The 23638-nt window shown below is 60.6% G+C and carries 17 protein-coding genes; 10 read left to right on the top strand and 7 right to left on the bottom strand.

The window, feature by feature from the left end; translation table 11 throughout:
- Positions 1-45: 45 nt before the first annotated feature.
- On the bottom strand, positions 46-1974 hold the full coding sequence (locus LIY45_RS01925; protein WP_017477195.1) for a transglycosylase SLT domain-containing protein: 1929 nt from the start codon (positions 1972-1974) through the stop codon (positions 46-48).
- Positions 1975-2186: 212 nt separating this feature from the next.
- On the opposite strand from LIY45_RS01925, the gene LIY45_RS01930 reads away from it, so the two are divergent.
- Positions 2187-4106, top strand: coding sequence for an ATP-binding cassette domain-containing protein (locus LIY45_RS01930; protein WP_226475132.1), 1920 nt, complete (start codon positions 2187-2189; stop codon positions 4104-4106).
- A gap of 198 nt (positions 4107-4304) precedes the next feature.
- Here the strand turns inward: LIY45_RS01930 and LIY45_RS01935 are convergent, their stop codons facing one another.
- Positions 4305-4742, bottom strand: a complete 438-nt coding sequence (locus LIY45_RS01935; RefSeq protein ID WP_003218985.1) for a universal stress protein — start codon at positions 4740-4742, stop codon at positions 4305-4307.
- Positions 4743-4847: 105 nt separating this feature from the next.
- Between LIY45_RS01935 and LIY45_RS01940 the strand changes: the two genes are divergently transcribed.
- From LIY45_RS01940 to LIY45_RS01970, 7 genes are all read left to right on the top strand, one after another.
- Positions 4848-5285, top strand: a complete 438-nt coding sequence (locus LIY45_RS01940; RefSeq protein WP_226475133.1) for a hypothetical protein — start codon at positions 4848-4850, stop codon at positions 5283-5285.
- A 452-nt stretch (positions 5286-5737) separates the two neighbouring features.
- Positions 5738-7885, top strand: a complete 2148-nt coding sequence (gene fadB, locus LIY45_RS01945) for a fatty acid oxidation complex subunit alpha FadB (RefSeq protein WP_063032264.1) — start codon at positions 5738-5740, stop codon at positions 7883-7885.
- A 29-nt stretch (positions 7886-7914) separates the two neighbouring features.
- Positions 7915-9090, top strand: a complete 1176-nt coding sequence (fadA, locus tag LIY45_RS01950) for an acetyl-CoA C-acyltransferase FadA (RefSeq protein ID WP_003218978.1) — start codon at positions 7915-7917, stop codon at positions 9088-9090.
- Between the two features lie 97 nt (positions 9091-9187).
- Complete coding sequence (locus tag LIY45_RS01955) at positions 9188-9424, top strand: DUF1653 domain-containing protein (RefSeq protein ID WP_010176359.1); 237 nt, start codon at positions 9188-9190, stop codon at positions 9422-9424.
- Between the two features lie 114 nt (positions 9425-9538).
- A complete protein-coding gene (gene topA, locus LIY45_RS01960) occupies positions 9539-12160 on the top strand; it encodes a type I DNA topoisomerase (RefSeq protein WP_017477200.1) in 2622 nt (873 codons plus the stop codon).
- Positions 12161-12286: 126 nt separating this feature from the next.
- A complete protein-coding gene (locus tag LIY45_RS01965) occupies positions 12287-12808 on the top strand; it encodes a DUF6586 family protein (protein ID WP_063032262.1) in 522 nt (173 codons plus the stop codon).
- Positions 12809-12996: 188 nt separating this feature from the next.
- A complete protein-coding gene (locus LIY45_RS01970) occupies positions 12997-13230 on the top strand; it encodes a hypothetical protein (protein ID WP_003218969.1) in 234 nt (77 codons plus the stop codon).
- Positions 13231-13341: 111 nt separating this feature from the next.
- Here the strand turns inward: LIY45_RS01970 and sulA are convergent, their stop codons facing one another.
- Together sulA and lexA are read right to left on the bottom strand one after the other, a co-directional pair.
- Positions 13342-13815, bottom strand: a complete 474-nt coding sequence (gene sulA / locus LIY45_RS01975) for an SOS-induced cell division inhibitor SulA (RefSeq protein ID WP_017477202.1) — start codon at positions 13813-13815, stop codon at positions 13342-13344.
- Between the two features lie 10 nt (positions 13816-13825).
- Positions 13826-14434 carry a transcriptional repressor LexA gene (gene lexA, locus LIY45_RS01980; RefSeq protein WP_003172575.1) on the bottom strand — a complete coding sequence of 203 codons (609 nt, stop codon included), beginning with the start codon at positions 14432-14434 and terminating at the stop codon, positions 13826-13828.
- A 262-nt stretch (positions 14435-14696) separates the two neighbouring features.
- Here lexA and psrA point away from each other — a divergent pair, with 262 nt between their 5' ends.
- Both psrA and nagZ read left to right on the top strand, forming a co-directional pair.
- Complete coding sequence (psrA, locus tag LIY45_RS01985; RefSeq protein WP_017477203.1) at positions 14697-15404, top strand: transcriptional regulator PsrA; 708 nt, start codon at positions 14697-14699, stop codon at positions 15402-15404.
- Positions 15405-15574: 170 nt separating this feature from the next.
- Positions 15575-16585 (top strand): beta-N-acetylhexosaminidase, encoded by a 1011-nt coding sequence (gene nagZ, locus LIY45_RS01990; RefSeq protein WP_226475134.1) that lies wholly within the window; start codon positions 15575-15577, stop codon positions 16583-16585.
- Positions 16586-16678: 93 nt separating this feature from the next.
- Here nagZ and LIY45_RS01995 read toward each other — a convergent pair whose 3' ends face one another.
- The 3 genes from LIY45_RS01995 to mfd are packed head-to-tail and all read right to left on the bottom strand — an operon-like array spanning position 16679 to position 23409.
- The gene (locus tag LIY45_RS01995; protein ID WP_226475135.1) at positions 16679-19369 is read right to left on the bottom strand and encodes a DEAD/DEAH box helicase; all 2691 of its coding nucleotides are present in this window, start codon (positions 19367-19369) and stop codon (positions 16679-16681) included.
- A gap of 9 nt (positions 19370-19378) precedes the next feature.
- The gene (locus LIY45_RS02000; RefSeq protein WP_226475136.1) at positions 19379-19948 is read right to left on the bottom strand and encodes a CsiV family protein; all 570 of its coding nucleotides are present in this window, start codon (positions 19946-19948) and stop codon (positions 19379-19381) included.
- 11 nt (positions 19949-19959) lie between these two features.
- Entirely contained in the window at positions 19960-23409 is a 3450-nt protein-coding gene (gene mfd, locus LIY45_RS02005) for a transcription-repair coupling factor (protein WP_226475137.1), read from the bottom strand.
- Positions 23410-23638: the final 229 nt, after the last annotated feature.

Here is a 23638-nt window from a genome sequence, read left to right on the forward strand (position 1 = left end):
GCACTTTTCTTTCAGCTTCAAGCTAGTTGCTTGCAGCTGCCCCCCTTACTGATCATCAAAATACCGCTCATGCCAATCCACCAGCGGCTGCGGTGCGTTGAGCTTCTGCCCGTAGATCACCGAATAAGACAGCACGTTCTGCACATACTGACGGGTTTCGTCGAACGGGATGCTTTCCACCCACACATCGAAACTCAGGTGGTCGGCGCCGCGCAGCCATTGGCGTACGCGGCCCGGGCCAGCGTTGTAGGCAGCGGTGGCGAGCACGCGGTTGCCGTTGAACTGGGCATGGACCTGGCTCAGGTACGCTGCGCCGAGCTGGATGTTCTTGTCCGGGTCGAGCACCTGCTGTTGCGAGGCCAGCGGGATGCTGAATTTGCGTGCGGTTTCCTTGGCGGTGCCGGGCATCAGCTGCATCAGGCCGGTGGCGCCGACGCCGGAGCGCGCATCGTCCATGAAGGCGCTTTCCTGGCGGGTGATCGCAAACACCCAGCTTGAATGCACGCCGCGGACCTTGGCTTCACGCACCAGGGTGTCGCGGTGGGCCATCGGGAAGCGGATATCCAGGTCATCCCAGTATTGCGCCTGGCTGATGGTGCGGATCGCCGGGAAGTACCACTTCATGTCATAGGCCAGCTTGGCCTGGGCGACCATTTCGTCGCGGTTGAAGTGCCGGCTCACGTGGTACCACTCGCGACGGCCATCAACGATCTGGCCGCGGGCATAGAACTCCAGGGCCCGGCGTACGCCCGGGGTGTTGCGCACTTTGTTCATCAGCGCCTGGCTCATCACCAGCGGCTTGTTGGTCAGTTGGTACGGCGACTGGGAGCGATCCGCCGCCAGGAAGCCGTAGAAGTCACGTTCCTTGGCCAGGCCCTTGTACATCACCAGGGCTTGCGGGTTTTTCGGCTCTGCCAGTTCCAGGCTGCGGGCCTGCCAGTAGCGCCAGCGGTTGGTGGTGGCCAGGTCCTGGGGCAGCTTGCGGGTCAACTGGTAGGCGTCTTCCCAGCGGGCCAGGCGCAGCAGCAGGCGCAGGCGCCATTCGGAAACGGTGTTGTCCCGCAGTTCCGGATCGTATTTGGTCATCACGTCGAGGGCGCGCGGGTCGTAGCGGCGTGCCAGGGTCAAGCCGATTTCCCGGGCGATCGACACTTTTTCGTCACGAGAGAAGTGCATGCTGCTGGCATAGCCGTCGAGCAGGGCCATGGCCTTGTCCGGGTCCTGACGTGCCAGGCGGCGAAGGCCAAGGCCGACGGCGTCGGACATGGCCTCGTTGGCCGGCAGGAAGCGCGACGGGTCGCTGAGCATGTCGGGCTTCTGCGCCACGTCCACCATCAGGCGGCCTTGGGCGCCGAGGGTCGGCAAGGTTTTCACCAAGCTGTTGGCCAGCGGGTAGTTGCGGGCTTCGGCGGCGAGTTTGGCGCGGTCCCAGATTTTCTGTTCGGTCAGTTGGCCGTCGGCGGCCCACTGGCCAAAGGTGGCATCACAGGCAGCAGGCTGGGATTTACCGGTCAGCCAGAGCTTCTCGGTGGTTTTATAACCTTCGGCTTTTTGGTTATGGGTCAGCTGGAACTGGCCGTGCAGACAGTCCAGTTCGACGAAATTGAGTTTTGGATCGTAGTACTTTTCAAAGGTTTGCCAGTCGCCACGGTCGGCCAGCCAGCGCAACCAGCGCAGCTTCATCCAGTTGGCCTGGGGCAGGTCGCCGTTCTTGGCGAGGAATTGTTCGATTTCCTCGTTGCTCGCGGTTTTCAGGCGCGCGGTCAGTTCGTCGTAGGCCAGGTATGGCGTCAACGGGTAGTCGGCCAGGGCCTGGCTGTACTGGAAGTACGGGCCGCTGTCGCCTTTGGCGAGGGCTCGCTTGGCTTCATCGTAATATTGACGTTGGGTGGTGAGGTCCACGGCCTGGGCGGATTGAACGGCGGTGGCAGAAAGAAGCAGACAAGATAAAAAGCTGAAAAGGCGACTGCGCATGAGACGTCCGTGCAGAGGAATCTGGACTAGTGCCGACGTCGCCGACACTGATTGCCCCTAGCTTAGCCTTTTGCCCGCAGCCGGTGAAAGCTTTGCCGGTCGCTTCGTTCAAGTTCATCTGAAATGTCCAACAGAACATGTCAACGGCGAAAATGCCGGCCGCCTCGCGCCCTAAGTCAGGTAGAATGCGCGCCCAGTTTTTGGAGAAGCGTATGACCCTGCTCAAATTCAGCGATGTGTCCCTTGCTTTCGGCGCTATGCCGTTGTTGGACAAGGTGTCCTGGCAGATCGCCCGTGGTGAGCGGGTGTGCATCATCGGCCGCAACGGCACCGGCAAGTCCAGCATGATGAAGCTGGTAAAAGGCGACCAGAAGCCCGACGAAGGCTCTGTATGGCGCGCCCCCGGCCTCAAGATTGGCGAATTGCCGCAAGAATTGCCGGTGGCCGACGGACGGACAGTGTTCGACGTGGTTGCCGAAGGCCTGGATGGTGTGGGCGCACTGCTCGCCGAATACCATCACCTGGCGCAGAACTGCGTCACCGAAGAAGACCTGGACAAGCTGATGCACGTCCAGCAAGACCTCGAAGCCCGTGACGGCTGGCGCCTGCAGCAATTGGTCGACAGCACCCTGAGCCGCCTGCAGCTGCCGGCCGACAAGACCCTCGCCGAATTGTCCGGCGGCTGGCGTCGCCGCGTCCTGCTGGCCCAGGCCCTGGTTTCCGAACCGGACCTGCTGCTGCTCGACGAACCGACCAACCACCTGGACATCGGCGCAATCGCCTGGCTTGAAGAAGCCCTCAAGGATTTCCAGGGCGCCGTGCTGTTCATCACGCACGACCGTTCCTTCCTGCAAAACCTCGCCACACGCATCCTCGAACTGGACCGCGGTGGCCTGATCGACTGGAACGGCGACTACGCCAGCTTCCTGGTGCACAAGGAAGCCACCCTGGCTGCCGAAGAAACCGCCAACGCCTTGTTCGACAAGCGCCTGGCCCAGGAAGAAGTGTGGATTCGCCAGGGCATCAAGGCCCGTCGTACCCGTAACGAAGGCCGTGTGCGTGCCTTGAAAGCCCTGCGTGTTGAACGCAGTGAACGTCGCGAGCGCACCGGCAAGGCCAACATCATGCTGGAAACGGCCGACAAGTCCGGCAAGCAAGTGATGGTGCTGGACAACGTCAGCTTCCATCACCCGGACGGCCCGTTCCTGATCAAGGACTTCTCCATGGTCCTGCAGCGGGGCGACCGTATCGGCCTGCTCGGCGCCAACGGTACCGGCAAGACCACCTTGCTCAAGCTGATGCTCAATGGCCTGCAGCCGACCAGCGGTAAAGTGGAAGAGGGCACGCGCATCGACGTGGCCTACTTCGACCAGTTGCGTCACCAGTTGGACCTGGAAAAAACCGTGATCGACAACGTCGCCGAAGGTCGCGACTTTATCGACATCGATGGCCAGAGCCGCCACGTGTTGAGCTACCTGGGCGACTTCCTGTTCAGCCCGCAGCGTGCACGTACGCCGGTTAAAGCCTTGTCCGGTGGTGAGCGTGCGCGCCTGCTGCTGGCCAAGCTGTTCAGCAAGCCAGCCAACCTGCTGGTGCTCGACGAACCGACCAACGACCTCGACGTTGAAACCCTGGAACTGCTGGAAGAGGTCTTGCTGACCTTCAACGGCACCGTGCTGATGGTCAGCCACGACCGGGCATTCCTCGACAACGTGGTCACCAGCACCCTGGTCTTCGAAGGTGAAGGCAAGGTGCGTGAATACGTCGGGGGTTATCAGGACTGGCTGCGTCAGGGCGGCTCGCCGCGCCTGCTGGGCGTGACCGAGAGCAAATCCGGCAAGGCTGACCTGACCTCGGCCGTGGTTGCCCCGGTGGCTGCTGCTCCTGCCCCTGCGCAAGAAGCGCCCGCAGCCAAGAAGAAGCTCAGCTACAAGCTGCAACGCGAGCTGGAAGCGCTGCCGGGCGATATCGATGCCAAGGAACAGCAGATCGCTGCCGTTGAAGCTGAAATGGCGGACGCGAGTTTCTATCTGCGCCCTGCTGCCGAAACCGCCAAGGTGATTGCATCCCTCGAGCAGTTGAACAGCGAGCTGGAAGCCCTGGTTGAGCGCTGGGCCGAGCTGGATGCCTGAGTGATTCAAGCGCAATAAAAAACCCGGCGCTCATTAGTATGGGCGCCGGGTTTTTTGTGCGAAACGCGGTTCAAATGTGGGAGCGGGCTTGCTCGCGAATGCGGTGTGTCAGTCCCTATATTTGTCGACTGATCCACTGCTTTCGCGAGCAAGCCCGCTCCCACACAAGCCCGCTCCCACATTAGATTGCGGTTGGTCTTACGAGCTCTTTACCAGTTTCACGGCCAGCACATCGCAAGGTGCGCCGTGCAGCACGTCATTGGCGGTGGAGCCCAGCAGCAAGGCCAGGCCGTGGCGGCCGTGGCTGCCGACCACGATCAGGTCGCAACCCTGTTCCTTGGCCAGGTGGTGGATTTCCTGGCGCGGCTGGCCGTAGGTCAGGTGGCTCTGGTCTTTTTTCAGGGCCGGGTACTTGTTGATCAGTCGATCAAGACGCTCCTTGGCCTGGTCGAACTGCTGCTGTTGCAGCTGGGAAAGGTCCATTGGCACGTCGCCACCAAAGGCCATGGCCATCGGTTCGACGATATGCACCAGGGACAGCTTCACCGAATCGCCTGCAAGGCCTACGGCCCGCTTGATCACGGGGTCGCATTCTTCGGTCAGGTCCACGGCGACCAGAATATGTTCGTAGGGCATGAGGAGTTTCTCCAAAGGAAAGCGATAAGTTCAGTATGGCTTGTTTCAAGCGGATGGGGTTGCGTCAGGTCAAATCCGCTCATCAAGAAATTCGGGAGTACACATATGACGGTCTGGATAGTGGTGTCAATCCTTGCGCTGGTTTTGAGTCCGCTGGCGTGGCTGCGTCCTTCGCGCCATTCGAGCGGGCGCATGGCTTTGCGCATGGAGGCGCGGCGCATCGGTTTGGCCATGCAACTGACACCCCAGGAGTGGCCGCACTGGCTCAAGCACGAGCCACCGAGCCCGTGCGCGCAGTATCACCGGCCACGGCGCGGCACCAAGCTTGTGACCTGGAGTTATTGGCAGTCGGAACCGGGGGTGTGGGTCAATCAGTGGCAGGAAATCTGCGTTGATGAAAAGTTGTTGCCGCATTTTGCGACGCTGCCTGAGAACGTCTACAAAGTCGAAGCCGACAAGCAAATGATCACCCTGTACTGGGGCGAGAAGGGCGAGTTGAGCGTGTTGCACGACATTGATGCGGTGCTCAAGGCGCTGGCCTGAGATTTCTGCAGGCATTAAAAAGCCCGAAAGTATCATCGGGCTGGAGTTGGCCAGGCAGGCCGGTAATTCGTTTTACGTGCCGCTAGCCTAGCCGCATATTCGGTTCTGTACAGCCCTTTAAATCAAAATTCACATTATTGATTTCGCGAATGATTAAACATTGGCGGGGCGATGCCGGCTGCCCCGGGTTCTGAAATGACTGAAAAGTCGCGTTTTTGCGGCCCTTTCGAGCGATTGACAATTCTTCGGATTTGGCTGAAGGTGACGTACCCAAATCAAACGGGCGTATGAATTGAGCGTTTGTCTTTCAGACCGTTCGTACAGAATCCCGACTATCGCGTTGGCGGGTGTGCCTGGCAAATTGGCGTTAGCATCGACGGTAACGTCAGTGTCTACGCTGAATCCTGCGTCCGACGTGTACTGTTCAGCTTCCATATCGTGGAGATCAGTTGATGATTTACGAAGGTAAAGCCATCACGGTTAAGGCTCTTGAAAGTGGCATCGTCGAATTGAAATTCGACCTCAAGGGTGAGTCCGTCAACAAGTTCAACCGTCTAACCCTGAATGAATTGCGTCAGGCCGTAGACACCATCAAAGCAGATGCATCGGTCAAGGGCGTGATCGTCTCCAGCGGCAAGGACGTGTTCATCGTCGGCGCTGACATCACCGAATTCGTCGACAACTTCAAGCTGCCCGATGCCGAGCTTGTGGCTGGCAACCTCGAAGCCAACAAGATTTTCAGCGATTTCGAAGACCTCAACGTGCCGACCGTTGCCGCGATCAATGGCATCGCCCTGGGCGGCGGTCTGGAAATGTGCCTGGCCGCCGACTTCCGCGTGATGTCGGCCACGGCGAAAATCGGCCTGCCGGAAGTCAAGCTGGGCATCTACCCAGGCTTCGGCGGTACCGTGCGCCTGCCGCGCATCATCGGTGCCGACAACGCCATCGAGTGGATTGCCGCCGGCAAGGAAAACCGTGCTGAAGACGCGCTGAAAGTCGGCGCCGTGGATGCCGTGGTGGCTCCCGACAAGCTGGCAGAAGCCGCACTGAACCTGATCAAAGGCGCCATCAGCGGCGAATTTGACTACAAGGCCAAGCGTCAGCCAAAGCTCGAAAAACTCAAGCTCAACGCCATCGAACAAATGATGTCGTTCGAAACCGCCAAAGGTTTCGTGGCTGGCCAGGCCGGCCCGAACTACCCGGCGCCGGTTGAAGCGATCAAGACCATCCAGAAGGCCGCGAACTTCGGTCGCGACAAGGCCCTGGAAATCGAAGCTGCCGGCTTCGTCAAACTGGCCAAGACTTCTGCGGCGCAGAGCTTGATCGGTCTGTTCCTGAACGACCAGGAACTGAAGAAAAAGGCCAAGGCCTACGACGAAATCGCCCGCGACGTGAAACAGGCTGCCGTACTCGGTGCCGGTATCATGGGCGGCGGTATCGCCTATCAGTCGGCGTCCAAAGGCACGCCGATCCTGATGAAAGACATCAACGAGCACGGCATCGAGCAGGGTCTGGCAGAAGCCGCGAAACTGCTGGTAGGCCGTGTGGATAAAGGCCGCATGACGGCAGCGAAAATGGCTGAAGTGCTTAACGGCATTCGTCCTACGCTGTCCTACGGCGATTTCGGCCACGTCGACCTGGTGGTTGAAGCGGTTGTCGAGAACCCGAAGGTCAAGCAGGCGGTACTGGCTGAAGTTGAAGCCCAGGTTAAAGAAGACACTATCCTGGCTTCCAACACCTCGACCATTTCCATCACCTTGCTGGCCAAGGCCCTCAAGCGTCCGGAAAACTTCGTCGGCATGCACTTCTTCAACCCGGTGCACATGATGCCGCTGGTGGAAGTGATCCGTGGCGAGAAGTCCAGCGAACTGGCCGTTGCCACCACCGTTGCCTACGCCAAGAAAATGGGCAAGAACCCGATCGTCGTCAATGACTGCCCGGGCTTCCTGGTCAACCGCGTACTGTTCCCGTACTTCGGCGGTTTCGCCAAGCTGGTCAGCGCCGGTGTGGACTTCGTGCGCATCGACAAGGTCATGGAAAAATTCGGCTGGCCAATGGGCCCGGCGTACCTGATGGACGTGGTCGGCATCGACACCGGCCACCACGGTCGCGACGTAATGGCTGAAGGCTTCCCGGACCGCATGAAAGACGACCGCCGCTCGGCGATCGACGCGCTCTACGAAGCCAAGCGCCTGGGCCAGAAGAATGGCAAGGGTTTCTACGCTTACGAGACCGACAAGAAGGGCAAGCAGAAGAAAGTGGCCGACCCATCGGTTCACGAAGTGCTCGCGCCGGTCATCTACGAACAGCGTGAAGTGTCCGACGAGGACATCGTCAACTGGATGATGATCGCCCTGTGCCTGGAAACCGTGCGCTGCCTGGAAGACGGCATCGTTGAAACCGCAGCCGAGGCCGACATGGGCCTGGTCTACGGTATTGGTTTCCCTCCATTCCGTGGTGGTGCGCTGCGTTACATCGATTCCATCGGTGTGGCCGAGTTCGTTGCCCTGGCTGATCAATACGCTGATCTGGGCCCGCTGTACCACCCGACTGCGAAGCTGCGCGAGATGGCCAAGAACGGCCAGAGCTTCTTCGGTTAAGTGCCCAGACGACTAGAGCGAGAATATTTATGAGCTTGAATCCAAGAGACGTCGTGATTGTCGACTTCGGTCGTACGCCGATGGGCCGCTCCAAGGGCGGCATGCACCGCAACACCCGCGCTGAAGACATGTCGGCGCACCTGATCAGCAAATTGTTGGAACGCAACGTCAAGGTCGACCCGAACGAAGTCGAAGACGTCATCTGGGGCTGCGTCAACCAGACCCTGGAGCAGGGCTGGAACATCGCCCGTATGGCTTCCCTGATGACGCAGATCCCGCACACCGCTGCCGGCCAGACCGTCAGCCGCCTGTGTGGCTCGTCCATGAGCGCGCTGCACACCGCTGCCCAAGCGATCATGACCGGTAACGGTGATGTGTTCGTGGTCGGCGGCGTGGAGCACATGGGCCACGTCAGCATGATGCACGGTGTCGATCCGAACCCGCACATGTCGCTGTACGCGGCGAAAGCCTCGGGCATGATGGGCCTGACCGCAGAAATGCTCGGCAAAATGCACGGCATTACCCGCGAAGCCCAGGATGCGTTCGGCCTGCGTTCCCACCAGTTGGCCCACAAGGCCACCGTGGAAGGCAAGTTCAAGGATGAAATCATCCCGATGAACGGCTACGACGAGAACGGTTTCCTGAAACTGTTCGACTACGACGAAACCATTCGTCCAGACACCACCCTGGAAAGCCTGGCGGCCTTGAAGCCTGCCTTCAATCCAAAGGGCGGCACCGTGACAGCCGGTACTTCGTCGCAGATCACTGACGGTGCTTCGTGCATGATCGTGATGTCGGCCCAGCGTGCCCAGGACCTGGGTATCCAGCCGATGGCCGTGATCCGTTCGATGGCAGTCGCAGGTGTGGACCCGGCAATCATGGGCTATGGTCCAGTACCGGCCACACAAAAAGCATTGAAGCGCGCAGGCCTGACCATCTCCGACATCGACTTCTTCGAGCTCAACGAAGCTTTCGCCGCACAGGCCCTGCCAGTGCTGAAAGATTTGAAAGTACTCGACAAGATGAACGAGAAGGTTAACCTGCACGGCGGCGCGATTGCCCTGGGTCACCCGTTTGGGTGTTCCGGTGCTCGTATCTCCGGCACGTTGCTGAACGTGATGAAGCAAAATGGCGGCAACCTGGGGGTTGCGACCATGTGCATTGGCCTCGGCCAAGGCATCTCCACCGTCTTCGAACGTATCTAAACGTTTCGCTGACGGAAGCCGGGGCCCAGTGCCCCGGTTTTTGTTTTTTGGAATTTTTTATATTTTTTTTTAACAAATTTTGTAAGAGGGCCAGAGCATGAAAGTCGAACCAGGGCTCTACCAGCATTATAAAGGTCCGCAGTACCGCGTTTTTAATGTGGCGCGGCATTCCGAGACCGAAGAGGAAGTGGTGTTTTACCAAGCACTGTATGGCGATTACGGCTTTTGGGTGCGTCCCTTGAGCATGTTCCTGGAGACCGTCGAAGTTGACGGCGAACAGGTCCCGCGCTTTGCTTTGATCCAGGTCGAACCCAGCCTTTTTTCCGCGCAATAAAGGCAGGCCGCGCAGAATGCTGCGCTTGACCTCACCTTGTTGCCACTATATATAGCGTTGCCGCGTCAGGCGCCAACCGCCTTTCACTTCTCGAATTCAGGAATTTTCCGATCCATGGGCAAATCGCTGGTCATTGTGGAATCCCCGGCTAAGGCCAAGACCATCAACAAGTACTTGGGTAACGAGTACGTGGTGAAGTCGAGTATCGGCCATATCCGAGACCTGCCCACCAGCGGTTCGGCTAGCGCCAGCAAGGAGCCTGCCGCCAAGCGCGGCAAGGCGGCTGCGGGCGAAGGTCCGGTGCTCACGCCTAAAGAGAAAGCGCGCAAGCAGCTGGTCTCGCGCATGGGTGTCGATCCCGATCATGGCTGGAAAGCCAAGTACGAGATCCTCCCGGGCAAGGAAAAGGTCATCGAAGAGCTGCGCCGGCTCGCCAAGGATGCTGACACCATCTATCTCGCAACCGACTTGGACCGCGAAGGGGAGGCAATTGCCTGGCACCTGCGGGAAGCCATCGGTGGTGACGACAGCCGCTACAAGCGCGTGGTGTTCAACGAAATTACCAAGAAGGCAATCCAGGAAGCCTTCTCCAAACCGGGGGAACTGGACATTGACCGCGTCAATGCCCAGCAGGCCCGTCGCTTCCTCGACCGCGTCGTGGGTTACATGGTCTCGCCGCTGCTGTGGGCGAAGATCGCCCGTGGCCTGTCCGCCGGCCGTGTGCAATCGGTCGCGGTCAAGCTGGTGGTGGAGCGTGAGCGCGAGATTCGTGCGTTCAACCCTGAAGAATATTGGGAAGTGCACGCTGACCTGGGCACTGCCAAGGGCAACAACGTGCGCTTTGAAGTGGCCCGCGAGAAAGGCGAGGCCTTCAAGCCGCTCAACGAAGCCCAGGCCATGGCCGCGCTGGAGAAGCTCAAGGCTTCCAGCTACAGCATCGTCAAGCGTGAAGACAAGCCCACCAGCAGCAAGCCGTCGGCGCCGTTCATCACCTCCACCCTGCAGCAGGCCGCGAGTAACCGCCTGGGCTTTGGCGTGAAGAAGACCATGATGATGGCCCAGCGTCTGTATGAAGCGGGCTATATCACGTATATGCGTACCGACTCCACCAACCTGTCGCAAGACGCGGTGGCGATGGCGCGCACTTATATTGAAAGCGAGTTCGGCAAGAAGTACCTGCCGGAGAAGCCGAACGTCTATAGCAGCAAGGAAGGCGCACAAGAGGCTCACGAAGCGATTCGTCCCTCCGACGCCAACACCGAGCCAAGCAAGCTGAGCGGCATGGAGCGCGACGCTGAGCGCCTCTACGAGCTGATCTGGCGCCAGTTCCTGGCCTGCCAGATGCTGCCGGCGCAATACCTGTCGACGACTGTCAGCGTGGGTGCTGGTGACTTCGAGCTGCGCGCCAAGGGCCGTATCCTCAAGTTCGACGGTTACACCCGCGTGATGCCGCAAATCGCCAAGCCGGGCGACGACGACGTGCTGCCCGACATGGCCCAGGGCGATGTGTTGAAGCTGATCAAGCTCGACCCGTCCCAGCACTTCACCAAGCCGCCGGCGCGTTACTCGGAAGCCAGCCTGGTCAAGGAGATGGAAAAGCGCGGTATCGGTCGTCCTTCGACCTATGCGGCGATCATTTCCACCATCCAGGACCGCGGCTACGTTGCCTTGCACAACCGTCGTTTCTACTCGGAAAAGATGGGCGACATCGTGACCGAGCGCCTGTCCGAGAGCTTCTCCAACCTGATGGACTACGGCTTCACCGCCGGCATGGAAGAGAACCTCGATGACGTGGCCCAGGGCGAGCGCGACTGGAAAAACGTGCTTGACGAGTTCTACGGCGACTTCAAGAAGAAACTTGAAGTGGCTGAAAGCGCCGAGAACGGCATGCGGGCCAACCAGCCGGTGATGACAGACATTCCGTGCCTTACCTGCGGCCGCCCGATGCAGATCCGTACCGCGTCCACCGGCGTGTTCCTGGGTTGCTCGGGTTACAGCCTGCCGCCGAAAGAGCGCTGCAAGGCTACCGTCAACCTGGTGCCGGGCGATGAAATCGCGGCCGATGACGAGGGTGAATCCGAGTCGCTGGTACTACGTGGCAAGCACCGTTGCCCGATCTGCAGCACGGCGATGGACGCCTACCTGCTGGACGAGAAGCACAAGCTGCACATCTGCGGTAACAACCCGGATTGCAACGGCTATGAGATCGAAGAAGGCACTTACCGCATCAAGGGCTACGAAGGTCCGAGCCTGGAATGCGACAAGTGCGGCAGCGAGATGCAGCTCAAGACCGGCCGTTTCGGCAAGTTCTTCGGTTGCACCAACCCGACGTGCAAGAACACCCGCAAACTGCTGAAAAGCGGTGACGCGGCGCCGCCGAAGATGGACCCGGTGAAGATGCCTGAACTCAAGTGCGAGAAGGTCAACGACACCTACATCCTGCGTGATGGCGCTTCGGGGCTGTTCCTGGCTGCCAGCCAGTTCCCCAAAAACCGCGAGACCCGTGCTCCGCTGGTGATCGAGATCGTGCCCCACAAGGACGAGATCGATCCGAAGTACCACTTCCTCTGTGAAGCGCCGAAGAAGGACCCGGACGGTCGCCCGTCCGTGATCCGCTACAGCCGCAAGACCAAGGAGCAGTACGTGCAGACTGAAGTGGAAGGCAAGCCTACCGGCTGGAAAGCGTTCTACGACGGTGGCAAGTGGAAGGTCGAGGACAAGCGCCAGGGCGCTTGATACGATCAGCCGCATGAACAAAGGCCGCCTTTATAGGCGGCCTTTTTTTGCGCTTGCAGTGGACTTGGCTGATCCGTGACACTGTTCAGCCAGCATCACGCCTTATTCGTTGTGGAGACTGCCTTCATGGCCAACGAACTCTATACCCGTACCAACCAGAAAATTTACTTCGCGGGTTTGTCCCTGGAAGCCCTTGGCCGCGCCGAGGAAGGAAAGGAGATGAACGCTATCGCGCTGGTACAGGCCGGGCGTGAAGCGGCGCTGTTCCACCTGTATGGCGCCTTGCTTGGCTTGTGCCATGAAATTGCCGGGTTCTACCGCTTGCCTCAGGCCGGTTCGCCGCGTGCAGAGATGATCATCAACCGTGATGTGCTGGAGTCCATGGCCATTCCGGAGTTGGCTGAGCTGGTGGAAATGGCGCAGAGCCCGGACAGCTGGTTGGCGCGCTTGCTGGTAGCTCACGCCGAGATGTTCCAGCCGCCTCGTGTACCCCACAAGCCCAAGGGGGATGTGACCCAGCCGCTGATCCTGGCTGTGAGCCTGGAAGAAGAGGGGCCTGCGCCATTAAGCCGTGAAGAGCTGGAAAGCTGGCGACAGGAGCTGAAGAAGTTGGCCATTCGTTTTCGGGATGGGCTGAACGAGTGCTGAAGGCTTCTCGCTGACGCCTGGCGCTCTTGTGGCGAGGGAGCTTGCTCCCGCTGGGTTGCGAAGCAGCCCCAAGGCTTTCCAGGCCTGGCAGTGTCAGCTGTCGGAGGGCCGCGGCTCAGCCCAATGCGGGCAAGCCCGCTCGTCACAACACTGATATAATGCCGGCCTTTCGTGGAGAACAGACTTTTATGCCAACGTCCTTTCTGGAAATTGTTGAATTGCCCGACGGCCGAATCGAGCTGCGCCGGGCTGAGGACGAGGGTTCTCTGGTAATTTTGGATTTTTCCGAAGACGCAAAAGCATTCCTGCAAGGCCAGCACGTGGAAGTGGCAAAAGCCATGTTGAGCGTAGGTGTGCAGATGGCGGGGCGCCTGGCTGAAGGCGAACCTGAGAAGGAAGACGGCCCACGGATTCTTCACTGAGTCCGTTTGTCGGCTTTTTTGTAAGCTTTAGTCGTGCAGATCGGCTTCTCAAGCCTGAAGACGCCTCGCGTCATGGCGGACCCTGACAGAGTCAGTTATCCGCGCATCGTTTTATCCTAACCGAATGTTCAAGCTCTGTGCATCGCCCGTACGTGCGGCGCTGATCAGCTGTTGCCTGGCCGCTGTTGTCAGCGGGTTCAGCCAACTGACTACCGTATGGCTACGGCCCAGGCGCAAGGCTTCGCAGGTCAACTGTTGGGCACTCTGGGTGCCGCGGGGTTGCAGCAACAGGATGCGCTCGCGGTTCAGGCCGGCGTCCCGCAGCCAGGCCTGGGTCAGGCTGGACGGTGGGGCGATCAGCGTCAGCCAGCGTGCATCCTGTTCCTCGCTCAATTCGCGAAGGATCGGCGCCAGCAGGCTCAGGCAGCTCCCGGCAGCACCGCGCAACGACAGTTCACTGAACGCCTCGGGTTCGGCGCTCCAGGGCGCTTCGACCGTTTCCTTGAGGATGGGCGCAAGGGGCTGGGCCATAAAGGCCTCAAACAGCGACAGCTGAGTGTGTTGTGGGGTCTGTAGGAACTGCATGATGCCTCCGTTAGCGGCGAATAACGCCGACGCTTAAGCCTTCAATCACCAGGTCCTGATCCTTCAGGTTCACTTCAATCGGCGCAAACTCAGGGTTCTCGGCCAATAGCCAGACCTTGCTGCCTTCGCGCTTGAAGCGTTTGACCGTCACTTCATCGCCGATACGGGCGACGACGATCTGGCCGTTGCGGGCTTCACGTGTGGTGTGGACGGCCAGCAGGTCGCCGTCGAAAATACCCACGTCCTTCATGCTCATGCCATGGACTCGCAGCAGGTAGTCGGCACGGGGATGGAAGAACGTTGGGTTGATGTTGCAGGATTCCTCGACGTGCTGTTGCGCCAGGATCGGCGCACCGGCTGCGACCCGCCCGATAATCGGCAGTGTCGACTCGTCGGCCTTGGCTTCGAAGCCAGGGATGCGAATGCCCCGTGAGGCACCTGGGGTCATCTCGATGGCACCTTTGCGGGCGAGGGCCTTGAGGTGTTCTTCAGCGGCGTTGGGCGACTTGAATCCCAGTTCCAGCGCAATTTCCGCTCGGGTCGGCGGGTAGCCGTTGTCATCGAGGCAGCGCTTGATAAAAGCCAGAATCTCAGCTTGGCGTGGCGTCAGTTTTAGCATGTTGATCGCTCTGTCTTTTTATACAGTGACTGGGATTATATACAGTGGACTGCACTTGGCAATCACCGTTTTCAGTCACTCCGCTGGACGGTCGTTTGTCATCCGTCCTACAGGCTGAAAACAGCGCTGCCTACAGACCTTGGCGAATGTGATTAAATGGCCATGAAATAGCTGACCGACCAGCCGCAAACCGACCTGCAGGCTTGACAAGACATAGCTTGAAACGTATGTTTCAAACAAGTGTTTGTCAGGCGGAGTAGCCATGGCCCAGTCGGAAACCGTTGAACGCATTCTCGATGCTGCCGAGCAGTTGTTCGCGGAAAAAGGATTTGCTGAAACTTCATTGCGGCTGATTACCAGCAAGGCCGGGGTCAACCTGGCAGCGGTGAACTACCACTTCGGCTCCAAGAAGGCGCTGATCCAGGCCGTGTTCTCACGTTTCCTGGGGCCTTTCTGTATCAGTCTCGACCGTGAGCTGGAACGTCGCCAGGCCAAGCCTGAAAACAAGCCAAGCCTGGAAGACCTGCTGGAAATCCTCGTCGAGCAAGCCCTGGTGGTCCAACCTCGCAGCGGCAACGACCTGTCGATCTTCATGCGCCTGTTGGGCCTGGCGTTCAGCCAGAGCCAGGGGCACCTGCGTCGCTATCTTGAAGACATGTACGGCAAGGTGTTCCGCCGCTATATGTTGCTGGTCAACGAAGCGGCACCGCGTATTCCGCCGATCGAACTGTTCTGGCGCGTGCACTTCATGCTTGGTGCTGCCGCGTTCAGCATGTCCGGGATCAAGGCCCTGCGTGCGATTGCCGAGACCGACTTTGGCGTGAACACCTCCATCGAGCAGGTGATGCGCCTGATGGTGCCGTTTCTCGCCGCTGGCATGCGTGCCGAAACCGGTGTCACCGACCAGGCCATGGCCGCCGCCCAGTTGCGCCCCCGCAGCAAGTCGGTACCCATTCCGGCCAAGGTTTAACCCGCTCCGGGTGTGCGCGGCCGCTTGCATCCGCTAAGCTAGCCGCCCATGCCGATTTCAGCTATTTACCCACAGCCCGTTGCTCTCGCTGAGCGTCCGTCTCCAGATTCAACCCTGGCGATGCGATCTCGCGAGGGCTCCGGGCTGCGTGCGTTATTTAAGGAAGCTTTATGACTCAAGCCCTGCAAGGCTCTTTGATGGTGGACGTCGCCGGTACCTGGCTGACGGCTGAAGACCGCCACTTGTTGCGCCAGCCCGAGGTGGGCGGCCTGATCATTTTTGCGCGCAATATCGAGCATCCGCGCCAGGTGCGTGAGTTGAGCGCCGCGATTCGCGCCGTGCGCCCGGACCTGCTGCTGGCGGTCGATCAGGAAGGCGGCCGGGTGCAACGCTTGCGCCAAGGGTTCGTCCGCCTGCCGGCGATGCGCGCCTTGGCCGACAACCCGAATGCCGAGCAACTGGCCGAGCAGTGCGGTTGGATCATGGCGACAGAAGTGCTGGCGGTCGGCCTGGACCTGAGCTTCGCGCCGGTACTGGACCTCGATTACCAACGCAGCGCAGTCGTGGGCACGCGCGCATTCGAAGGCGACCCCGAGCGCGCCGCCGTGCTTGCCGGTGCCTTTATTCGCGGGATGAACAGCGCTGGCATGGCCGCTACCGGCAAACACTTCCCCGGCCACGGCTGGGCCGAAGCCGATTCCCACGTCGCGATTCCCAATGATGAGCGCAGCCTGGAACAGATTCGCGCCAATGACCTGGTGCCGTTCGCACGCCTGAGCAAGCAGTTGGCGGCTGTCATGCCAGCCCACGTGATTTATCCACAGGTCGACGCGCAACCGGCCGGGTTCTCCCGGCGCTGGCTGCAGGACATCCTGCGTGGCGAGTTGCAGTTCGATGGGGTTATCTTCAGTGATGACCTGTCCATGGCCGGCGCCCATGTGGTCGGTGATGCTGCGAGCCGTATCGAGGCGGCGCTGACTGCAGGCTGCGACATGGGCCTGGTGTGCAACGATCGCGCGGCCGCTGAATTGGCCCTGAGTGCTGCCCAGCGCATGAAGGTCACGCCGTCGGCGCGTATTGCGCGGATGCGTGGACAAGCTGTGGCTTCGACCGAGTACAAGCAGGATCCGCGTTGGTTGGCGGCGCTTGGTGCGCTGCGAGATGCTCAATTAATTGAGTAAGACCGCGTCACGCCCATCGCAGGCAAGCCAGCTCCCACAGGGAAATGCATTCCAAATGTGGGAGCGGGCTTGCCCGCGATAGCGGTCTTAAAGTCAGCGCTTTTCCTGCTTGTGAGGCAACGGCGCAAACAACGCCTCGATATCCTCATTCCCCAACTTCCAATCCCCCGTCGTCCGCCCATCCAGAACGCCTGCCGCCAGATCAGACTTTTCCTTCTGCAAATGCTGGATTTTCTCTTCCACGGTGCCCCGGGCAATCATCTTGTACACGAACACCGGCTTCTCCTGGCCGATGCGATACGCACGGTCGGTCGCCTGGTTCTCCGTGGCCGGGTTCCACCACGGGTCGTAGTGAATCACCGTATCCGCTTCCGTCAGATTGAGCCCGACGCCACCGGCCTTCAGGCTGATCAGAAAGATCTGCAGCTTGCCGCTCTGGAAATCCTTCACCGGCGTGCGTCGGTCCCGGGTTTGCCCGGTCAGCAGCGCATAGGCAACGCCACGCTTCTTCAGCTCAGCCTCAATCAGGCTCAGCATCGAGGTGAACTGGGAAAACAGCAGAATCCTGCGGCCTTCGGCAAACAACTCTTCAAGCATCTCCATCAAGCTGTCGAGCTTGCCCGAGCTGCTGCCCTTCGCCGGCAGGGTTGCATCATTGACCAGGCGCAAATCACAGCACACCTGGCGCAACTTGAGCAGCGCTTCCAGGATGATGATCTGGCTGCGCGCCACGCCTTTGCGGGTAATCTCGTCGCGGACTTTCTTGTCCATCGCCAGGCGCATGGTCTCGTACACATCGCGCTGGGCTTCGTTGAGGTCGACCCAGTGGATGATCTCGGTCTTGGGCGGCAGCTCAGTCGCCACCTGCTCCTTGGTGCGACGCAGCAGGAACGGCTTGATCCGGCCATTAAGGTGCTGCAATCGCACATCGCTGCCGCGCTTTTCGATTGGCACACGGTAATCGCGGTTGAAGCTCTTCACATCTCCCAACCAGCCTGGCAGCAGGAAGTGGAACAGCGACCACAGCTCGCCCAAGTGGTTTTCCAGCGGTGTACCGCTGAGGCACAGGCGCTGGCGGGCGTTCAGCTCGCGGGCCGCCTGGGCCGCTTTGCTGTTGGGGTTCTTGATGTACTGCGCTTCGTCGAGGATCAACACGTGCAAGGGCAGGGCAGCCAGTGGCTCGATGTCCTTGGGCAGCAGGGCGTAGGTGGTCAGCAGCAGGTCGTAGTCCTGCAACTGAGGGAAATGTTTCTTACGCCCGGCACCGTACAGCGCCAATACTTTGAGCTGCGGCGTAAAGTGCGCCGCTTCGTCGAGCCAGTTCGGGATCAGGCTGGTGGGCATTACCACCATGCAGGGCCGGTCCAGGCGCCCGGCAATTTTCTCGCTGAGAATATGCGCCAGGGTCTGCAGGGTTTTACCCAGGCCCATGTCGTCCGCCAGAATCCCGCCGACGTCGAGTTGGCGCAGCGACTGCATCCAGCTCAGGCCTTCCAGTTGATAAGGGCGCAACGTTGCGTTCAAGCCTTCCGGCGCTTCGCAGCTGAAATCCTTGATGTCCCGCAGGCGTTGGGCGAAGTTGCGGATCTTTTCGCCGCCTTCCCATTGCAGCGGCAGGTCTTCCAGTGGGTTCAGGCGAATGGCGTCGGCCTTGGCCAGGCGCAGCGCGGTGGTGCCGGGCTCTTGCAGGTAGAACTCGCCAAGTGTTGCCAGCACCGGCTTCAGCCGGCCATAAGGCAGCGCCACTTGCAGCGGGCCGTGGCCGTTGGGCAGGCCGGGAATGTTCACCAGGATCAGTTCGTCATCGCGGCGCCGCGCGAGTTTTTCCGGGTTGAGAATCTCGGTGTGGGAGCGCATCAGGTTCAACAGGATCGGCAGCAGGCTCAGGCGTTCGCCGTTGACGATGATCCCCAGCTCCAGATCAAACCAGTCGCGCTCCGGCATTTCGTCGACGCTGGCGTACCAATCGTCGACGGTGCTCAAGTCGAAGCCGAAATCTTCATCGATCTGTAGTTCCCAGCCCTGGGCGCGCAGGTTCGGCGAAGCATTCAGGGTGAAGTTCAGCCAGGCGCTGTCATTGACCATCTCGAACAGCTCGCCGGCGCTTTCCGGCAGGGCCTTGCTCTGGCGCGTGGCGATCTTGAAGCCCAGCAGGCGCAGTTGTTCGCGAAACTGCTGCTCCACCTCGGGGTGGCGCTTGATCCGCAGGCTCTGGTGTTCCTGGCGCACGATGATGTCGGCGTTCTTCTGGCCGCTGACGTAGTTGCCCAGATAGTTGAAGGACAGCGCCGCACGGTGCTGGATATAACGCTGCATCTTGCCATTGCGCGGCTCGAAGGCGCTGAACTCGATACTCGCCAGCCACAGGCGCGGCACCGGCTGCACATCTTCCATCACCACTTGCGGCAGCACCACGCGGTTATCCAGCACCGCCTGGAGCTTCTCCAGCAACTCGGCGTCCTGGGCCGCCGCCGGGTAGGCCAGGGTTTCCTGGACCTTGAGCAGCACCGCCGCGATGTGTTTGCAGTTGGTGTGCACGGGGCAGGTGCAGCGGCTGTCCACCAGGATCAACGTGCCCTTGGCGGATTCACGCAGCGAAATGGTCTGGCGGTAGACGTTGCCGCCCGAGCCTTCGCAACTGGCAATGATGGTGCTGTCGCCGGACTCGACGATCCGCACGCGGTTTTCCAGGGCGTAGCGCCGGCCGCGCTCAAGGCTTTGCTCTTTAAAGCGATTGGCCCACGAAGGGGCCAGGGGTTTGGTCAACGACGACGTCAGGGGCATGGTGCTGGATCAGTCCTGGACATCGGGCGGTGGTGCGCTGGGCGGCTTGGCGGTCAGCGAAGTGATCTTGATCAGCAGGGCGAGGTGGCCGCCGTCCAGGTAGTTGAGCTGGTTGTTCTTGGTGCGCACGTCTTGCTGGCTGAGGTGTTCGCTGGCAATCACGCTGCCGTTGGCGTCGAACTGGTTGACCCAGAAGTCCGCGTCGATATCGGTGAAGCGCCCAAGCTGCAGGTTCAGGGTACCTTCGATAGGGAACTGGCCGAACTGTTCCTGGCCGTCGCTGATGGCCAGCTTCACTGGTTGCTCACCGAGATTCTGTTCCCAGGACTTGTGCAGCAACACGGTGTATTCGCTGCTGGCTTGCAGCTTCTCGACAATATTGCCCAGCCGCGGCGGGCTCATTTTGTCGGTCCCCAGGCGCGGCGCGCCGGCGTCCCAGTTTTCCGGCGCCGCACGGCTATTGATCGCCGGCTCGGCGTTCTGCCGCACCAGGATCATTTCCACCAGGTACGGGCTGTCGGCAAACGCCGAAGGCGCAACGACCACCAACAACAAGCTCAAAATGCGGAACAGGCGCATTGGGGCGTCCTTCAAGCAGATTTCGGGATGAGGCGCTCAAACAGCGCCTCCAGTGTATTAAAGCGTTCTTCGGCGCGCTCCATCGGCACCATGAATTTGAACAGCGTAGCCCCTTCGAACTTGTAGCGATTGGGCTGGCCCTGAATCAGCTTGATCAGCACCAGTGGGTCCACCGGCGTCTGGGCTTCGAACTCGATACGCCCGCCCTGCGGCCCGGCGTCGACCTTCTTGATGCCCAGTTGCTCGGCCTGCAATTTGAGCAGGGTCAGGCGTACCAGGTTCTTGGTCGGTTCCGGCAACAGGCCGAAGCGGTCGATCATCTCCACTTGCAGGTCCTTGAGGCCGTCTTCGTCGGTGGCCGAGGCGATGCGTTTGTACAGGATCAGCCGCGCATGTACATCCGGCAGGTAGTCTTCGGGAATCAACGCCGGCAAGCGCAGGTTGATTTCCGGGCCGCCACCCAGCGGTTGGTCGAGGTTTGGTTGTTCGCCCTTGCGAATGGCTTTTACCGCCCGTTCGAGCATTTCCATATAAAGGGTGAAACCCACGGCCTGGATTTGCCCGCTCTGGCCGTCCCCCAGCAGTTCGCCGGCGCCGCGGATTTCCAGGTCGTTGGTGGCCAGCACAAAGCCGGCGCCGAGGTCCTGGGTGTTGGCGATCGCTTCCAGGCGCTTCTCGGCGTCGGAAGTGATCTGCTGGCGCGGCGGTGTCAGCAGATAGGCATACGCCTGGTGGTGACTGCGCCCGACCCGACCGCGCAACTGGTGCAACTGCGCCAGGCCGAACTTGTCGGCGCGCTCGATGATGATGGTGTTGGCGCTCGGCACGTCGATGCCGGTCTCGATGATGGTCGAGGCGATCAGCACGTTGAAGCGCTTGTGATAGAAGTCGCTCATCACCTGTTCGAGTTCGCGTTCGCGCATCTGCCCGTGGCCGATGGCGATCCGTGCTTCCGGTACCAGCTCGGCGAGGTCGGCGGCGCATTTCTCGATGGTTTTTACATCGTTGTGCAGGTAGTACACCTGGCCGCCACGCAGCAGCTCACGCAGCAGGGCCTCCTTGACCGTGCTTTTGTTCTGCTCCATGACGAAGGTGCGCACCGACAACCGGCGCGCCGGCGGCGTGGCGATGATCGACAGGTCACGCATGCCCGACACTGCCATGTTCAGCGTGCGCGGGATCGGCGTGGCGGTGAGGGTCAGGATATCGACTTCACTGCGCAGGGCCTTGAGCTGTTCCTTCTGACGGACACCGAAGCGGTGCTCTTCGTCGATGATCACCAGCCCAAGGTTTTTGATCTTCACGTCATCCGACAGCAGCTTGTGAGTGCCGATGACAATGTCGATCTTGCCTTCCGCCAGGTCGGCGATGGCTGCGTTCACTTCCTTGGCGGACTTGAAGCGGCTCATCACTTCCACGGTCACCGGCCAGTCGGCAAAGCGGTCGCGGAAGCTGTTGTAGTGCTGCTGGGCGAGCAGGGTGGTCGGCACGAGGATCGCCACTTGCCGGCCGCCGTGCACCGCAATAAACGCCGCGCGCATCGCCACTTCGGTCTTGCCGAAGCCCACGTCGCCGCACACCAGGCGGTCCATTGGCTTGGGCGCCAGCATGTCGGCGCGCACGGCGTCGATGGTGGTTTGCTGGTCCGGGGTTTCTTCGAAGGCGAAGCCCGCGCTGAAGGTGGCGTAGTCGGCTTTCGGGTCGGCGAAGGCATAACCTTCGCGGGCGGCACGGCGGGCATAGATGTCGAGCAACTCGGCGGCCACATCGCGTACCTGTTCGGCGGCCTTGCGCTTGGCTTTCTGCCAGGTCTCGGAGCCGAGGCGGTGCAACGGCGCGAGGGCATCGTCGCTGCCGGTGTAGCGGGCGATCAGGTGCAGGTTGGCCACGGGCACGTAGAGCTTGGCGCCCTCGGCGTATTCCATGGTGAGGAATTCAGCCACCTGGTTATCAATCTCCAGGGTTTGCAGGCCCAGGTAACGGCCCACACCGTGGTCGATATGCACCACCGGCGCGCCTTCGCGCAGTTCGGTGAGGTTCTTGATCACCGCGTCGTTGTTGGCGTCGGCGCGCTTTTCGCGGCGCCGACGCTGCATCACCCGTTGGCCGAACAGCGGGCTCTCGGCAATCAGTGCCAGGGCCGGGTCGTCCAGCAGCAGGCCTTCGTCCAGTGGCGCGATGGTGATCGCCAGGCGGTCCTTGCTCGCGACAAAGTCCGGCCAGCTGTCGACGGTTTTCGGCCGTAGCTTCAGGCGTTCCAGCAACTCCAGCAGCACCTCGCGGCGCCCGGCGGACTCGGCGGTAAACAGCACGCGGCCGGGGAAGTCGCCGAGGAAATTCGACAGCGCTTCCAGCGGCTGGTTGGCCTTGGCTTCAATCGCCAGGTTCGGCAGCGCTTGCGCCGGAAAGCGCTCGCGGCCGGCACCAGCGTCCACATCCTGTTGGCTGGCGACTACGCGCGGCCAGTTTTTCAGGCGGGCGAAGCAGTCCTCCACCGGCAGGAACAGTTCGGCCGGTGGCAATAAAGGACGGGACGGATCAACGCGGCGTTCTTCGTAGCGGTTGCGCACGTCATTCCAGAAATTCTCCGCCGCCTGTTCGATGCCTGGCAGCGAGAACACCTGTGTGTCCTGGGGCAGGTAATCGAAGAGGGTCGAGGTTTCGTCGAAGAACAGCGGCAGGTAGTACTCGATACCGGCGGGCGTAATCCCGCTGCTCAAGTCCTGGAAGATCGGGCAGCGACGGAAGTCCACGTCGAAGCGCTCGCGGAAACGTGCCTTGAAGCGCGTGACCGCGTCTTTTTGCAGCGGGAACTCCCGGGCCGGAAGCAGCTTGATCGACTGCACCTTGTCGATGGAGCGCTGGTTTTCCGGATCGAAGGTTCGCAGGGTTTCGATTTCGTCGTCGAACAGGTCGATCCGGTAGGGCAGTTTGCTGCCCATCGGGAACAGGTCGATCAGCGCGCCACGCACCGCGAACTCACCGTGCTCGTACACCGTGTCGACGCAGCGATAGCCGCTGGCCTCAAGCCGGGTGCGCATTTGCTCCACATCGAGCTTCTGGCCGATATCCAGCACCAGGCTGCTGCCCAGCAGGAACTTGGTCGGCGCCAGGCGATGCAGGGCAGTGGTGATCGGCACCACCAGCACCCCGTGAGCCAGCTCCGGCAAGCGGTACAGGCTGGCGATGCGCTGGGAAATGATGTCCTGGTGCGGCGAGAACAGGTCGTAGGGCAGGGTTTCCCAGTCTGGGAAATGCAGCACCGGCAAATCGGGGGCGAAGAAACTCAGCTCCTGTTCCAGCCGCTCGGCACTTTGGCTGTCGGCGGTGAGCAGCAGGGTAAAGCGCTTGGCAGCGCTGGCAGCCTCGGCAATGGCCAGGCTCAGGGCGGCACCGGGCAGGTTGCCCCAGTGCTGTTTACCTGCCGCAGCAGGGAGAAGCGGTAGACGCAGAACGGGCACGGAAGGTTGAGCTCCAAGCGTTGCGACAAAGTCGGTAATTGTAACGGCCCGGAGTGCCGCCTGTCAGTTGCTGACTGAGCCTATTACGGTTTGTAGGAAATGTAGTGGCTAAGACAAACAAAGGCGTCTTTTGACTCATTATGTAGTGCCGAAATCGGCGTATGTTTCGGAGGGTTACGGACACTTTGTCACAATGGCCCAGAAGGGGGTGCCCTGAAAGCCACGTATT

The sequence above is a fragment of the Pseudomonas sp. MWU16-30323 genome (genome assembly GCF_020515595.1).
GTDB classification, from domain to species: domain Bacteria; phylum Pseudomonadota; class Gammaproteobacteria; order Pseudomonadales; family Pseudomonadaceae; genus Aquipseudomonas; species Aquipseudomonas yamanorum.